The 14,758-nt window shown below is 49.8% G+C and carries 13 protein-coding genes; 1 reads left to right on the top strand and 12 read right to left on the bottom strand.

The features are described from left to right. Window positions 1-145 precede the first annotated feature (145 nt). Window positions 146-1,516, bottom strand: a complete 1,371-nt coding sequence (glmU, locus tag GF617_RS13410) for a bifunctional UDP-N-acetylglucosamine diphosphorylase/glucosamine-1-phosphate N-acetyltransferase GlmU (protein ID WP_181621593.1) — start codon at window positions 1,514-1,516, stop codon at window positions 146-148. A 344-nt stretch (window positions 1,517-1,860) separates the two neighbouring features. Between glmU and GF617_RS13405 the strand changes: the two genes are divergently transcribed. Next, window positions 1,861-3,972, top strand: a complete 2,112-nt coding sequence (locus GF617_RS13405; protein WP_203451825.1) for a right-handed parallel beta-helix repeat-containing protein — start codon at window positions 1,861-1,863, stop codon at window positions 3,970-3,972. 334 nt (window positions 3,973-4,306) lie between these two features. On the opposite strand, the gene GF617_RS13400 is transcribed toward GF617_RS13405, so the two are convergent. The 11 genes from GF617_RS13400 to mnmG form a co-directional block, all read right to left on the bottom strand. Then, window positions 4,307-4,726, bottom strand: coding sequence for a F0F1 ATP synthase subunit epsilon (locus GF617_RS13400; protein ID WP_006177560.1), 420 nt, complete (start codon window positions 4,724-4,726; stop codon window positions 4,307-4,309). Between the two features lie 20 nt (window positions 4,727-4,746). After that, complete coding sequence (gene atpD, locus GF617_RS13395; RefSeq protein ID WP_181621590.1) at window positions 4,747-6,129, bottom strand: F0F1 ATP synthase subunit beta; 1,383 nt, start codon at window positions 6,127-6,129, stop codon at window positions 4,747-4,749. A 26-nt stretch (window positions 6,130-6,155) separates the two neighbouring features. Beyond that, window positions 6,156-7,019 carry a F0F1 ATP synthase subunit gamma gene (gene atpG, locus GF617_RS13390; protein WP_181621588.1) on the bottom strand — a complete coding sequence of 288 codons (864 nt, stop codon included), beginning with the start codon at window positions 7,017-7,019 and terminating at the stop codon, window positions 6,156-6,158. A gap of 51 nt (window positions 7,020-7,070) precedes the next feature. Next, the gene (atpA, locus tag GF617_RS13385; RefSeq protein WP_181621587.1) at window positions 7,071-8,612 is read right to left on the bottom strand and encodes a F0F1 ATP synthase subunit alpha; all 1,542 of its coding nucleotides are present in this window, start codon (window positions 8,610-8,612) and stop codon (window positions 7,071-7,073) included. Between the two features lie 12 nt (window positions 8,613-8,624). After that, complete coding sequence (atpH, locus tag GF617_RS13380; protein ID WP_181621586.1) at window positions 8,625-9,158, bottom strand: F0F1 ATP synthase subunit delta; 534 nt, start codon at window positions 9,156-9,158, stop codon at window positions 8,625-8,627. 14 nt (window positions 9,159-9,172) lie between these two features. Then, entirely contained in the window at window positions 9,173-9,643 is a 471-nt protein-coding gene (gene atpF / locus GF617_RS13375) for a F0F1 ATP synthase subunit B (protein WP_014072436.1), read from the bottom strand. Window positions 9,644-9,690: 47 nt separating this feature from the next. Continuing rightward, complete coding sequence (gene atpE / locus GF617_RS13370; protein ID WP_000429386.1) at window positions 9,691-9,930, bottom strand: F0F1 ATP synthase subunit C; 240 nt, start codon at window positions 9,928-9,930, stop codon at window positions 9,691-9,693. A gap of 49 nt (window positions 9,931-9,979) precedes the next feature. After that, window positions 9,980-10,795 carry a F0F1 ATP synthase subunit A gene (gene atpB, locus GF617_RS13365; RefSeq protein WP_181621585.1) on the bottom strand — a complete coding sequence of 272 codons (816 nt, stop codon included), beginning with the start codon at window positions 10,793-10,795 and terminating at the stop codon, window positions 9,980-9,982. Window positions 10,796-10,803: 8 nt separating this feature from the next. Beyond that, window positions 10,804-11,184 carry a F0F1 ATP synthase subunit I gene (gene atpI, locus GF617_RS13360; RefSeq protein WP_203451824.1) on the bottom strand — a complete coding sequence of 127 codons (381 nt, stop codon included), beginning with the start codon at window positions 11,182-11,184 and terminating at the stop codon, window positions 10,804-10,806. 616 nt (window positions 11,185-11,800) lie between these two features. After that, window positions 11,801-12,424: a 16S rRNA (guanine(527)-N(7))-methyltransferase RsmG gene (gene rsmG, locus GF617_RS13355; protein ID WP_181623863.1), complete on the bottom strand. Its 624-nt coding sequence runs from the start codon at window positions 12,422-12,424 to the stop codon at window positions 11,801-11,803. 107 nt (window positions 12,425-12,531) lie between these two features. Continuing rightward, a complete protein-coding gene (gene mnmG / locus GF617_RS13350) occupies window positions 12,532-14,421 on the bottom strand; it encodes a tRNA uridine-5-carboxymethylaminomethyl(34) synthesis enzyme MnmG (protein WP_203451823.1) in 1,890 nt (629 codons plus the stop codon). Window positions 14,422-14,758 lie beyond the last annotated feature (337 nt).

Here is a 14,758-nt window from a genome sequence, read left to right as displayed (position 1 = left end):
GGGTTATCTTTATGGGTACTGCTGGTGGGGGGAGGATTATATTATCCCCTCACCCCAGCCCTCTCCCCAAAGGGGCGAGGGAGAAAAACACCGCACCGAAATATCCGCTCCCCCAAGGGGAGAGTTAAGGTGAGGAACAAATCGACTACTTCTTCTTCACCGGGCGTTTCCAACCCTGCTTATGGACCTGCGGCACACGGCTCAGTACCAGCTCGTTGTCCGCAACGTCACGCGTTACAGTCGTACCAGCAGCAATGGTGACACCTTTGCCAACGGTAACGGGGGCCACCAGTTGCGTGTCGGAACCGACAAACACATCGTCCCCAATAATGGTTTTAAACTTATTCGCACCGTCGTAGTTACAGGTAATCGTACCTGCACCAATATTCACGTTGTCGCCAATTTCCGCATCGCCCAGATAGGTCAAATGACCGGCTTTGGAGCCCTTACCCAGACGCGCCTTTTTCATTTCGACAAAGTTACCCACGTGAGCACCTTCCAGTAGCTCAGCACCAGGACGAAGGCGTGCAAATGGGCCAATCGTACAGGCGGACTCCAGATGGGCATCTTCCACAACGCTATACGGGCTGATTTCACAATCATCACCAATCACGCTGTTTTTGATCACGCAGCCCGTACCAATTTTGACGCGATGACCCAGGGTAACGTTGCCTTCAACGATAACGTTAGTATCAATCTCAACATCACGCCCATGAGACAACGTTCCGCGCAGATCAAAACGCGCCGGATCGCGCAGCATAACGCCAGCCAGCAGCAATTTTTCTGCCTGTTCGGACTGATAAACGCGCTCCAAACGGGAAAGCTGAAGGCGGTTATTCACCCCTTCAGTTTCGCTAATACGTGTCGGATGTACTGCAGCGATCTCACGTCCTTCCTGATACGCCATCGCAATAATGTCGGTGATATAGTACTCACCCTGTGCATTGTTGTTAGTCAGCTTTGACAGCCAGCGCTTCATATCTGCGCCATTGGCAATCAGGATACCGGTGTTAATTTCCTGGATTTGTCGCTGTGCATCGCTGGCATCTTTATGCTCAACAATACCCGTCACTTTACCGTTTTCACGGGTGATACGACCGTAACCACTGGGATCATCCAGATTCACGGTTAATAAACCGATGCCACCCTGCGGTTTTGCGTCACGCAGGCGAGTCAAGGTTTCGACAGAGATCAGCGGGACATCGCCGTAGAGCATCAGAATGTCTTCGTCATCCGCGAAGAATGGCGCGGCCTGCTGCATCGCATGACCTGTACCGAGCTGTTCAGCCTGAAGTACCCAGTTGAGATTGTCATCACGCAGCGTTTGCTTCAGCAATTCTCCGCCGTGACCGTAAACCAGATTGACGTGGCGCGCACCCAATTCATTTGCAGCATCAATAACATGCTGCACCATCGCTTTCCCGGCAAGGGTGTGCAGCACCTTCGGAAGATCGGAATACATGCGGGTTCCTTTGCCTGCGGCAAGGATGACCACGCTCATCGTATTGTTCAACATACGCGTCCTGACTGTAATTTGAGTGAGAAGTAAAACCCTTTGACGTTGAAAATTCTACATATTTTGCGCCATAAAATGGAATGGTGCTAAAACGCTCAACCCAGGGCGTTACGGGCTCTTTGAGGATACTTTTTAAGACCGAATAAATCACTTTTTCTCTGGAAAATCCCATTCTCCGGGTAAGTCACTAACGCTCACAACAGCTTAGCGATTTTTTCGCCTCATGAATAAAGATCGGTCAAAATCAAAACATGGTTTTAATAATTGAATATTGTGACGAACAAAAAAGAAACACCGTTTCATCTTGATGATAATGACGCTCAGTTATTACTCAGGAGAATAAGATGAACTATAAAATACCTCTGGCCTTGATGATGTGCGCACCTTTAGCTTCGACTGCAGCAGAACCCACGCATGTCTGGAAAGCCATTGCCTTCGGGCAGTCAACGGACGTGAATTTTTCCTCCAACGTATTACCTGCCAAAATTGGCGTTAACGATGTCACTATCGGCGGAAAAACGCTTACGCAACAGGATACTGCCGATTTATCAAAAGCCATTACGCTTGAAAGCCGCGGCGGTAAGATTGCTAACTCACACGATGGGTTAACCTTTTTCTATACCGAACTTCCAGCCAAAGATAATTTTATTCTTCAGGCTACCGTCAGAGTTGACCAGTTTGGACCTGAGAATGGGGCAAAACCAGCTGCTCAGGAAGGTGCTGGCCTTCTCGTGCGCGATATTATCGGTGTTCCACGTCAGCAACCGCTGAAAGAGGGTTATGAAGAGTTTCCGGCGGCATCAAACATGGTGATGAATGCCATCATGACGCAGGATAAAAAAGATCATAACCGGGTAAAACTGCAGGCCATAACGCGCGAGGGGATCTCACAACCCTGGGGAAATGCAGGGGCAGCGGTTAAAAAGCAGAGCTATAAAGAAGAGGTTGATATCAACCAGACTCCTGCATTCCGTTTAAAACTGGAACGCACAAATGACGGTTTTATCACGGCCTGGGCCCCCGCAGACAGTGACGCCTGGGTGAGCCAGCATGTACCTCGCGCCGATCTAATTTCCGTGCAACATAAAAACAGCTACTACGTTGGTTTCTTTGCTTCCCGCAATGCAAAAATAACCGTAACGGATGCGTCCCTGACCACATCGGTTGCTAAAACAGAAGCATCCAAACCCTGGCAGGCAAAAGCCATCCCCGTGCTCGTCCAGCTCGCTTCAGCAAGTAAAAGTACATCCGCGCAGTACCTGGTGCAGGCTCGGGCAAACTATGACGGGGTTTTCAGCGTTCAGCAAAATGAAGTGGTGATCGGTAACGATAAATCGGTGAATGCCGGAGAGATGTATACCTTACCCACCACGCTCAATGAAAAAAATAACTTCCGTCTCACCTTTACGCCCACCAGCACAAAGGATAACACCCCTGTCACTCAGGATTTCAGCGTTGAAAAACAGACAGATATAACGGCAACAACGTTCTATGTAACGCCTGACGGAAAAGCCGATGGTAAAGGGACTCTCAACTCTCCACTGGATTTAACCACAGCCATCAGCCTGCTTCCTCCTGGTGGAACCATCATTCTGCAAGCGGGGAATTATCCGCGTAGCGACATTCCTCTTACAGCGAGTGGCAATGCCAGCAAGTTGAAAACACTGCAAGCCGATGGTAAAGCCGTTATCAATGGATTGCTGGTGGATACGAGTTACTGGCATATCAAGGGGATTGATATCACAGGAAAAAGTCTACGTATTCAGGGCAGCCATAATCTGATCGAAAACGTAACGGCCTATCATAATGACGATACAGGGATCCAGATTTCATCCCCCGAGAACATAGGTCGTCCACTTTGGGCCAGGGATAACCAGATTATCAATTCGGAATCTTATGCCAATGAAGATCCGGGAAAAATTAACGCGGATGGTTTTGCGGTCAAAATGCGGGTTGGAGACGGTAATCGACTGGAAAATTGTTATTCACACGACAACATTGATGATGGTTTTGATCTTTTCAACAAGATTGAAGATGGTGCAAATGGTGTCGTGGTAATCAAGAACTCCATTGCCCGTAACAACACCAGCAATGGCTTTAAACTCGGTGGAGAAGGGCAACCTGTCGCCCACGAAGTCCTTAACAGCAAAGCTATCGGGAATCATCTGGATGGTTTTACGGACAACTTCAACCCGGGCGCACTAAAAGTCGCGAATAACATCGCAATAGATAATCTTCGCTTTAACTTCATTTTCCGGCCAAGCCCGTACGGCGATGCTTCCACTCAAGGGATCTTCACAGGCAACAAATCAATACGGACGCAGCCCGGTAAATATGACGATGCGGTCGTGGGGAATATTGATGGAACCAATTACTTTATTGAGAAGGGGAAAAGTGCGAATCAGGCGGGTGAATTACTGAATAGTGAAGCGGTTATGGCAGAACTGAAGATGTAGCCTGATGGCGCTTTGCTTATCACAAGACGGTAAGCCTAGCGCCACTCGGCGTTCAGCGTATTAGTGGTTAAACGTGCCGAAAGAGACGTTCATGCTGCTGAAGAGGGCGATGATTTTGTTGACCAGTTTCATGATGGCATCCTGAGTTATTGACGTTAATTTGTGATGTACCTCACAAAAAAGAAGTCTACGCCTCATTTTTTAACCGATCAACATTTTTGTGATAAACATCACAAAATAATAAAACACTTTTTCAGTTTCATTTTTTCTGGAACAACACCATAAAAAAAGCCAGCCTGGAAACCAGACTGGCTTTTTGCTTTTCAAGCCGGTGTTACATCGCTTTTTTGGTCAACTCGATAACGCGCAGTTTCGCGATCGCTTTGGCCAGCTCCGCAGACGCCTGAGCGTAATCCACGTCGCCGTGAGAGCTACTAATATGCTCTTCTGCCTTACGCTTCGATTCCAGGGCTCGCGCTTCGTCGAGATCCTGGCCACGAATAGCAGTATCGGCCAGAACGGTCACACTGCCTGGCTGCACTTCAAGAATGCCGCCGGACAGATAGATAAACTCTTCATGACCGAACTGTTTTACGATGCGGATCATACCAGGCTTAATGGCGGTGAGCAGCGGGGCGTGACCCGGGAAAATACCCAGTTCACCTTCACTACCCGTTACCTGGATTTTCTCGACCAGACCAGAGAACATTTGTTGCTCTGCACTGACGACGTCCAGGTGGTAAGTCATTGCCATATCACCCTCCGATTAAGGCGTTAAAGTTTTTTGGCTTTTTCCACGGCTTCGTCGATGGAACCAACCATGTAGAACGCCTGCTCTGGCAGGTGATCGTATTCGCCTTCCATGATACCTTTAAAGCCACGGATGGTGTCTTTCAGGGAAACGTATTTACCTGGAGAACCGGTGAATACTTCCGCAACGAAGAATGGCTGGGACAGGAAGCGCTGGATCTTACGCGCACGTGCCACCACCAGTTTATCTTCTTCAGACAGCTCATCCATACCGAGGATAGCGATGATGTCTTTCAGTTCCTGGTAACGTTGCAACAGAGACTGTACGCCACGCGCGGTGTCGTAGTGTTCCTGACCAACAACCAGTGGATCCAGCTGACGGCTGGTGGAGTCCAGCGGGTCAACGGCTGGGTAGATACCCAGAGACGCGATCTGACGGCTCAGTACCACGGTTGCATCAAGGTGCGCAAAGGTGGTTGCTGGTGATGGGTCAGTCAAGTCATCCGCAGGTACGTATACCGCCTGAACGGAGGTGATAGAACCGGTTTTGGTGGAGGTGATACGTTCCTGAAGAACACCCATCTCTTCCGCCAGAGTCGGCTGATAACCTACCGCTGAAGGCATACGACCCAGCAGTGCTGATACTTCAGTACCTGCCAGGGTATAACGATAGATGTTATCAACGAACAGCAGTACGTCACGACCTTCGTCACGGAACTTCTCAGCCATAGTCAGACCGGTCAGCGCAACGCGCAGACGGTTTCCTGGTGGCTCGTTCATCTGGCCATAAACCAGGGATACTTTATCCAGAACGTTGGAGTCGGTCATTTCGTGGTAGAAGTCGTTACCCTCACGAGTACGCTCACCCACACCTGCAAACACAGAATAACCGGAGTGTTCGATCGCGATGTTACGGATCAGCTCCATCATGTTCACGGTTTTACCAACACCCGCACCACCAAACAGACCGACTTTACCGCCCTTAGCGAACGGACACATCAGGTCGATAACTTTGATGCCGGTTTCCAGCAACTCCTGAGAGCTGGACAGCTCTTCGTAGGACGGTGCTGCGCGGTGGATAGCCCAACGCTCTTCTTCACCGATGTCGCCTTTCATGTCGATTGGGTGACCCAATACGTTCATGATACGACCCAGTGTAGCTTTACCTACCGGGACTTCGATCGGGTGTTCGAGGTCTTTAACTTCCAGACCACGACGCAGACCGTCGGAAGAACCCATGGCGATAGTACGCACGATACCACCACCGAGCTGCTGCTGAACTTCCAGCACCAGGCTCTCGTTACCATTCTTAACCTCAAGAGCATCGTACACGCGCGGTACGGCATCCTGAGGGAATTCGACGTCAACCACGGCGCCGATTACCTGGACAATTTTTCCAGTAGCCATCTTGAATCCTCTACGAATTAACCTGGTTATACCGCGGATGCACCACCGACGATCTCGGTGAGTTCCTGAGTAATGCTGGCCTGACGAGCTTTGTTGTATACCAACTGCAGCTCTTTAATCAGGCTGCCGCCATTGTCGGTCGCGGCTTTCATCGCCACCATACGTGCGGCCTGCTCGCTGGCCAGGTTTTCTACCACGCCCTGATAAACCTGTGATTCAACGTAACGACGCAGCAAGGTATCCAGCAGCGGTTTCGGATCGGGTTCATACAGGTAATCCCAGGCTTTTTGTTTCAACTCTTCATCTTCTGATGCCGGTAAAGGCAGCAACTGAGTCAGGGTTGGAGACTGAGACATGGTGTTAATAAATTTGTTGCTGACAACGTACAGCCTGTCCAGACGGCCTTCATCATAGGCCTGCAACATCACTTTAACCGGGCCGATCAGTTCGGACAGGGATGGGTTATCACCCATACCCGTCACCTGGGCAACAATATTGCCACCCACGGAATTAAAGAAAGAAACACCCTTAGAGCCGATCATTGCGATATCGCTCTGAACGCCTTTATCGGACCAGACTTTCATTTCCGCCAGCAGCTTTTTGAACAGGTTAATGTTCAAGCCACCGCACAGACCACGGTCGGTAGACACCACCAGGTAGCCCACGCGCTTAACGTCGCGTTCTTCCAGGTAAGGATGCTTATATTCCAGATTACCGTTCGCAAGGTGACCAATCACTTTGCGCATGGTATCTGCATAAGGACGGCTGGCCGCCATGCGATCCTGCGATTTACGCATTTTGGAAGCGGCGACCATCTCCATCGCTTTAGTGATCTTCTGCGTGTTCTGGACGCTTGCGATCTTACTACGTATCTCTTTTGCGCCGGCCATGAGCTTCTCCTCAATGCCAGACGGCTTGTCCTGAGACAAGCCGTCGGACGATTACCAGGACTGGGTTGCTTTGAAGGAATCGAGGATAGCTTTCAGCTTGCCTTCGATTTCGTCGTTATAGCCACCGGTCTGGTTGATCTCTTGCATCAGCGGAGCGTGATCACGGTCAACGTAAGCCAGCAGAGCGGCTTCGAAGCTACCGATTTTCGCCAGCTCCACATCTTCGAGGTAACCACGTTCAGCCGCGAACAGCACCAGGCCCTGTTGTGCAACAGACATAGGGGCATACTGTTTCTGTTTCAGCAGCTCGGTCACTTTCTGACCATGGCTCAGCTGTTTACGGGTTGCTTCATCCAGATCAGATGCGAACTGAGAGAACGCAGCCAATTCACGATACTGTGCCAGAGCGGTACGGATACCACCGGACAGTTTCTTGATGATCTTGGTCTGAGCTGCGCCACCAACACGAGATACGGAGATACCTGGGTTAACTGCCGGACGAATACCGGAGTTAAACAGGTTGGTTTCCAGGAAGATCTGACCGTCGGTAATGGAAATTACGTTAGTCGGAACGAACGCAGAAACGTCACCCGCCTGGGTTTCGATAATCGGCAGAGCGGTCAGGGAACCGGTTTTACCTTTCACTTCACCTTTGGTGAAAGCTTCAACGTATTCAGCGTTAACGCGAGATGCGCGCTCCAGCAGACGAGAGTGGAGATAGAATACGTCGCCCGGGAATGCTTCACGTCCAGGTGGACGACGGAGCAACAGGGAAACCTGACGATAAGCAACAGCCTGTTTAGACAGGTCATCGTATACGATCAGTGCATCTTCACCACGGTCACGGAAGTATTCGCCCATCGCGCAACCTGCATACGGAGCCAGGTATTGCAGTGCAGCAGATTCAGAAGCAGTTGCAACCACAACGATCGTGTTAGACAGCGCACCGTGCTCTTCCAGCTTACGAACAACGTTGGAAATGGTGGACGCTTTTTGGCCGATAGCCACGTACACACATTTGATACCCGAGTCGCGCTGGTTAATGATGGCATCGATAGCCATTGCTGTTTTACCGGTCTGACGGTCACCGATGATCAGTTCACGCTGACCACGACCGATTGGGATCATGGCATCAACGGACTTATAACCAGTCTGTACAGGCTGATCAACGGATTGACGTTCGATAACGCCAGGGGCGATAACTTCGATTGGAGAGAAGCCATCGTGCTCAACCGGACCTTTACCGTCGATTGGCGCACCCAGGGTGTTAACAACGCGACCCAGCAGGCCACGGCCAACCGGAACTTCCAGAATACGGCCAGTACATTTAACCTTCATGCCTTCGGCAAGGTCAGCGTACGGACCCATCACAACTGCACCTACGGAGTCGCGCTCCAGGTTCAGTGCGATAGCGTAACGGTTACCCGGTAGGGAGATCATCTCACCCTGCATACAATCGGCCAGGCCGTGGATGCGGATAACACCGTCACTTACAGAAACAATAGTACCTTCGTTATGAGCTTCGCTCACAACATTGAACTGAGCAATGCGCTGCTTGATCAGTTCGCTGATTTCGGTGGAATTCAGTTGCATGCTCCAGTCCCCTTAAGACTGCAAGACGTCTGCAAGGCGCTCAAGACGGCCGCGTACGCTGCCATCAATGACCATATCACCCGCACGGATGATTACGCCTGCCATTACAGACTTATCGATTTTGCAATTCAGCTTAACTTTGCGTGACAGACGTTTTTCCATCGCGGCAGTGATTTTCGCAAGCTGTTCTTCACTCAGTTCAGTCGCAGAAGTTACTTCAACTTCTGCGGTAGCTTCACTAAGGGCACGTAAGTGCTCAAACTGCTCAAGAACATCAGGGAGCACTCGTAGACGACCATTTTCAGCCATAACCTGAATCAGGTTCTGGCCATTGGTATCCAGTTGCTCACCACAAACGGCGATAAACGACGCGGCGAGGGTTTCTGGCGCTAAAGCACCTGAGAGCATCTCAGCCATTTGTTCGTTTTTCGTAACCTCAGCCGCAAACGCCAGCATATTCTGCCAGCGATCGACATTTTGGTGTTCGACAGCAAAGTCAAAAGCTGCTTTGGCGTAGGGGCGAGCTACCGTAACAAATTCAGACATCAGCCCCTCCCTCCTTACAGTTCAGCGACAAGTTTGTCCACGATGTCGCTGTTAGCAGCTTCATCCACGGAACGTTCGATGATCTTCTCGGCGCCAGCAACAGCCAGAATCGCAACCTGCTTACGCAGTTCTTCACGAGCACGTTTACGCTCAGCATCAATTTCAGCCTGAGCTTGTGTCACGATCTTAGTGCGTTCCTGTTCTGCTTCAGCTTTCGCTTCGTCCAGGATCTGAGAACGGCGTTTGTTAGCCTGTTCAATGATAACCTGAGCTTCCGCTTTCGCTTTTTTCAGCTGGTCTGTCGCGTTGGCCTGTGCAAGGTCCAAATCTTTCTTAGCACGTTCTGCAGAAGCCAGGCCGTCAGCAATTTCTTTCTGACGTTTTTCGATGGCAGCCATTAAAGGCGGCCATACATACTTCATGCAGAACCAGACAAAGAGAATAAACGCGATGGCCTGGCCGAGGATTGTTGCGTTCATGTTCACAGCACAATACCTCTTAAATTTCTGTGGCTTAGGGTTTTAAACTACTACTACGCGACAGCAAACATCACGTACAGACCCAGACCTACAGCGATCATTGGGATTGCATCCACCAGACCCATAACGATAAAGAACTGAGTACGCAGCAGAGGAATCAGATCCGGTTGACGCGCTGCGCCTTCCAGGAATTTACCCCCGAGGATGCCGATACCGATCGCAGCACCGATAGCCGCCAGACCCATCATCACAGCGGCAGCCATGTACAGCAGATCCATATTCAGGTTTTCCATGACAGTCTCCAGTTTGTTTCAATTAAAACGTAGTAGTGTTGGTAAAGAATCAGTGCTCTTCAGACGCCATCGACAGATAGACGATCGTCAGAACCATGAAGATAAAGGCTTGCAGCGTAATGATCAGGATGTGGAAAATGGCCCATGGCACATTCAGAACCCACTGTGACCACCACGGCAGAAGACCCGCGATCAGAATGAAAATCAGCTCACCCGCATACATGTTACCGAACAGTCGCAGACCAAGTGATACTGGTTTGGACAGCAGGCTCACGCCTTCCAGAATCAGGTTGACCGGAATGAACGCCCAGTGATTGAACGGCTGCAAGGTAAGCTCTTTCACGAAGCCGCTTACGCCTTTCATTTTGATACTGTAGAAAAGAATCAGGATGAACACGCCCAGCGCCATCGACAGGGTGATGTTCACGTCAGCAGACGGAACCACGCGCAGAGCAGGAAGGCCTAATACTTTTTCACCGATAAACGGCAGTAAATCGATAGGCAACAGGTCCATCAGGTTCATCAGGAATACCCAGACGAAGACCGTCAACGCCAGCGGAGCAATCAGTTTGCTCTTGCCGTGGTACATGTCTTTAACGCTGCCATTCACGAAACCGATAACCAACTCGATTGCAGTCTGGAATTTCCCTGGTACGCCGCTAGTTGCTTTTTTAGCAACGCTACGGAACATGGCCAGGAACAACAGACCCAACACCACCGAGAAGAACATGGAGTCGATGTTGAGCGTCCAGAAGGTGGCCGGGGCGTTATGCGGATCCACCAGCGAGAATGTACGCAGGTCAATCTGAAGGTTCGTCAGATGGTGACCTATGTAATCCTGCGGCGTCATATTTTCTGAAGCCATGATGCCTTTTACCCTTTGTTGTTGATTACAGCTGGAGCCAGAACTTGTACCACCAGCACCAAAACCCATGTTGCTATCAGTGGCAAAAATACCACGTTAAAAACGGCCAGCGCCACCACCAGGAGGGCAAAGGTTAGCAACACCTTACACACTTCGCCGAGGGCGAAGGACCAGGCCACGCGGCCTTTGGCTGGTGTATGCGCCTGATGACGCCAGGCAAAAATCATAAACAACGTGTTTGGCAACATAACCGCCAAACCTCCGCACACTGCGGAAACGCCCCAGAAGGGGTTTTTGAGGCAGAACAGCAATCCACTTGCTATCACCGCCAGAAACTGAATGAACAGAAGCTTACGAGCAACGTTTCGACTCAAGAGCGACACAGACATCACGTTTTTACTCCTGCTCCCTTCGAGGTATGTCGCGTGTCGTATAAAACGTCCTTTAAGGCTCGGAGTCAAGCATCAAAAAGCGGACAAATTATACGGTGCGCCCCCGTGATTTCAAACATTAAGTAGCGAAAAGGTGAATAAATGTTTAAATATTTTTCCCCACCGCTATTTTTTAACTTTTCGCTAAAGTGCCGACCTTCCAGTAAAACTGCAAACAGCGCGGAAACGTTGACTATAAAGCGTGCACGAGATCACAAAATACACATTTACGATAAGGTTGTATTTATCAAAGCAGTAAATCGGTTTATTTCATCTTTATGATATTAAAGATAAATTATAGTAACTATTTTCAAAACAGCCCTGTATACAACAAAAACCTTTTATTGACATTCTTAATAAAAATTTAACATTCCCATCTTGTTACCGCGCCCCACTTTTAGCAGGCTGATATTTTCGCAGTTGACTATCGTCTTGGGTAACAGTGGAATCAAGGTTAATCCCAAGAAAACCCGCGGTAACAATATGGTTAAAATAACCTCGGTAAACTACTTATCCCGATGCTGATTTTTAACACAATAAGAACAGCACGAATTCCACATTTTTTATTAAATATTTAAAAATTGTTTGGCTTAATAATCACCAGATGGCGCTCACCGTCGAGCTTAGGAATATGTAATTTCTCAACAGATTCGACAGTAAAACCGCCTGGAAGCTGATCAATTTCCTCGCCAGGAACCTGCCCTTTCAACGCATAAAAGCGGCCATTATCTGCTGGTAAATGCTTACACCAGCTCACCATATCGGTAAGAGATGCAAAAGCGCGGCTGATGACACCGTCGAATGGTGGCTCTGCCGGAAACACCTCTACTCTGCTTTGCACTGGCGTAATATTCTCAAGTTTCAGCTCATGCTGAACCTGACGCAAAAAGCGAACACGTTTCCCCAGGCTATCGAGCAGTGTGAAATGGCTCTCGGGACGAACAATAGACAACGGGATACCCGGCAGGCCAGGACCTGTGCCGACATCGATAAAGCGCTGACCATTAAGATAAGGGGCAACCACGATGCTATCGAGAATATGGCGAATCAGCATCTCGTTGGGGTCACGTACGGACGTCAGGTTGTACGCTTTATTCCATTTGTTCAGCATATCGACATAGGCCACCAATTGCGTTTTCTGGTGATCGGTGAGCGAAATACCTGCTTCATCGAGCAGACGAGAAAGTTTATTGAGCACGGTGAATACCTGTTTAGACATAATTTGCCCGGTGGTGCTAACACTTACCGGGCCTATGAAATTGTAGGGTGAGATCGCTGAGCGTCACTCGCCGAAAACACGAGATATTAGGCGCTACGGCGCAGCATACCTTGCTTTTTAAGCCATACCAGCAAAATGGAAATGGCGGCAGGTGTAACGCCGGAGATGCGTGATGCCTGGCCAATCGACACAGGTTTGTGATCGTTTAACTTCGCGATCACTTCGTTAGAAAGCCCAGTAACCTGACGATAGTCCAGCATTTCTGGCAGCAGCGTATTTTCGTTTCGCTGCTGTTTTTCGATCTCATCTTGCTGACGAGCAATGTAGCCTTCGTACTTAACCTGAATTTCAACCTGCTCAGCGGCTTCAGTATCATCAAGACCTGGCGCAAATGGCGCCAACTGAACTAAATGTTCATACGTCATTTCAGGGCGGCGAAGCAGATCTTCACCGCTGGCTTCACGCGACAATGGCGCAGTTAAGTGAGCGTTCACTTCAGCAGCAGATTCAGCTAACGGGTTGACCCAGGTTGATTTCAGACGCTGGCGCTCTGTTTCAATGGACTCCAGTTTCTGGTTGAAGCGCGCCCAACGTTCATCATCCACCAGACCCAGCTCGCGCCCCATTTCAGTCAGGCGGAGATCCGCGTTGTCTTCACGTAGCATCAGCCGGTATTCGGCACGAGAAGTGAACATACGGTACGGCTCTTTTGTTCCCAGAGTGCACAAATCATCGACCAGTACACCCAGATAGGCCTGAGAACGGCCTGGCGCCCAACCCTCTTTCTCGGCAGAGAAGCGCGCAGCATTGAGCCCTGCAAGCAGGCCCTGCGCAGCAGCTTCTTCGTAACCGGTAGTACCGTTAATTTGACCAGCAAAGAACAGCCCGTGGATAAATTTGCTTTCCAGGGTCGGCTTCAGATCTCGTGGGTCGAAGAAATCATATTCAATAGCGTAGCCAGGACGAACAATTTTTGCGTTCTCCATGCCTTGCATTGAGCGAACAATTTGCATCTGTACATCGAATGGCAGGCTGGTGGAGATGCCATTCGGGTAAATTTCGTTAGAGGTCAGTCCTTCCGGTTCCAGGAAGATCTGATGCTGGTTACGATCGGCAAAGCGCATCACTTTGTCTTCGATCGATGGACAATAACGTGGCCCGATCCCTTCGATCACGCCAGCATACATCGGGCTACGATCGAGGTTATTACGAATTACGTCGTGGGTTTTCTCGTTGGTGTGCGTGATATAGCACGGTACTTGCTGCGGATGTTGCGCAACATTTCCCATGAACGAGAATACCGGCATCGGGTTGTCGCCGTGCTGTTGTGCCAGCACACTAAAATCGATAGTACGCGCATCAATGCGTGGTGGTGTGCCGGTTTTCAGTCGACTAACGCGCAATGGCAGTTCACGTAAACGACGAGAGAGCGGAATGGATGGCGGATCACCAGCGCGACCACCGCTGTAGTTATCCAGACCGATGTGAATTTTACCATCCAGGAATGTGCCTACGGTGAGTACAACAGCTTTAGCGCGGAATTTAAGACCCATCTGGGTTACTGCACCAACGACGCGATCGTTCTCGACGATCAGATCTTCCACCGCTTGCTGGAAGATCATCAAATTGGGTTGATTCTCCAGAGCGGTACGAACAGCCTGCCGATAAAGCACACGGTCAGCTTGTGCCCTGGTAGCCCGAACTGCGGGGCCTTTACTTGCGTTTAGTATCCTAAACTGAATACCCGCCTGATCGATCGCTTTCGCCATCAGCCCGCCAAGTGCATCCACTTCTTTTACCAGGTGTCCTTTCCCAATGCCGCCAATCGCCGGATTACAGGACATTTGTCCCAGCGTGTCGATATTGTGTGTCAAAAGCAGGGTCTGTTGACCCATACGCGCTGCGGCCATTGCGGCCTCAGTGCCTGCATGACCCCCGCCAATGATGATGACGTCAAAAGGATCCTGATAAAACATGGTGATCTGCCTCGCGTAAAGCGGTAAGAAAATGGATTGATGCCCGGGCTGTGGATTCTACTCAACTTTCGTCTTTCGAGGAAGCATCGGGATCCTGGGCTATTAAAAAGAAGATCTCTTTATTTAGAGATCTGTTCTATTGTGATCTCTTATTAGGATCGCAGACCTTTGTGGATAAGTCCGATCTCATAAATAAGATCATACGGTTAGAAAGGATCGTTTGCTGTGAGTGATCGGTGATCCTGGGCAGTATAAGCTGGGATCAAAACGGCACTTTATGCACAGGGCTAAAACAGTGTCAGAGTTGTTCTTTGGATAACTACGGGTTAATACGAGC

This window comes from Lelliottia sp. RWM.1 (assembly GCF_016859735.1).
Classification (GTDB): Bacteria; Pseudomonadota; Gammaproteobacteria; order Enterobacterales; family Enterobacteriaceae; genus Enterobacter.
Note: the sequence above shows the minus strand (reverse complement) of the source record. Positions and strands in the feature narration are given on the sequence as shown.

Bases quoted from the DNA above. Each gene is read 5' to 3' on its own strand.
- glmU (WP_181621593.1), bottom strand. From the start codon at position 1,516: ATGTTGAACAATACGATGAGCGTGGTCATCCTTGCCGCAGGCAAAGGA.
- GF617_RS13405 (WP_203451825.1), top strand. From the start codon at position 1,861: ATGAACTATAAAATACCTCTGGCCTTGATGATGTGCGCACCTTTAGCT.
- GF617_RS13400 (WP_006177560.1), bottom strand. From the start codon at position 4,726: ATGGCAATGACTTACCACCTGGACGTCGTCAGTGCAGAGCAACAAATG.
- atpD (WP_181621590.1), bottom strand. From the start codon at position 6,129: ATGGCTACTGGAAAAATTGTCCAGGTAATCGGCGCCGTGGTTGACGTC.
- atpG (WP_181621588.1), bottom strand. From the start codon at position 7,019: ATGGCCGGCGCAAAAGAGATACGTAGTAAGATCGCAAGCGTCCAGAAC.
- atpA (WP_181621587.1), bottom strand. From the start codon at position 8,612: ATGCAACTGAATTCCACCGAAATCAGCGAACTGATCAAGCAGCGCATT.
- atpH (WP_181621586.1), bottom strand. From the start codon at position 9,158: ATGTCTGAATTTGTTACGGTAGCTCGCCCCTACGCCAAAGCAGCTTTT.
- atpE (WP_000429386.1), bottom strand. From the start codon at position 9,930: ATGGAAAACCTGAATATGGATCTGCTGTACATGGCTGCCGCTGTGATG.
- atpB (WP_181621585.1), bottom strand. From the start codon at position 10,795: ATGGCTTCAGAAAATATGACGCCGCAGGATTACATAGGTCACCATCTG.
- atpI (WP_203451824.1), bottom strand. From the start codon at position 11,184: ATGTCTGTGTCGCTCTTGAGTCGAAACGTTGCTCGTAAGCTTCTGTTC.
- mnmG (WP_203451823.1), bottom strand. From the start codon at position 14,421: ATGTTTTATCAGGATCCTTTTGACGTCATCATCATTGGCGGGGGTCAT.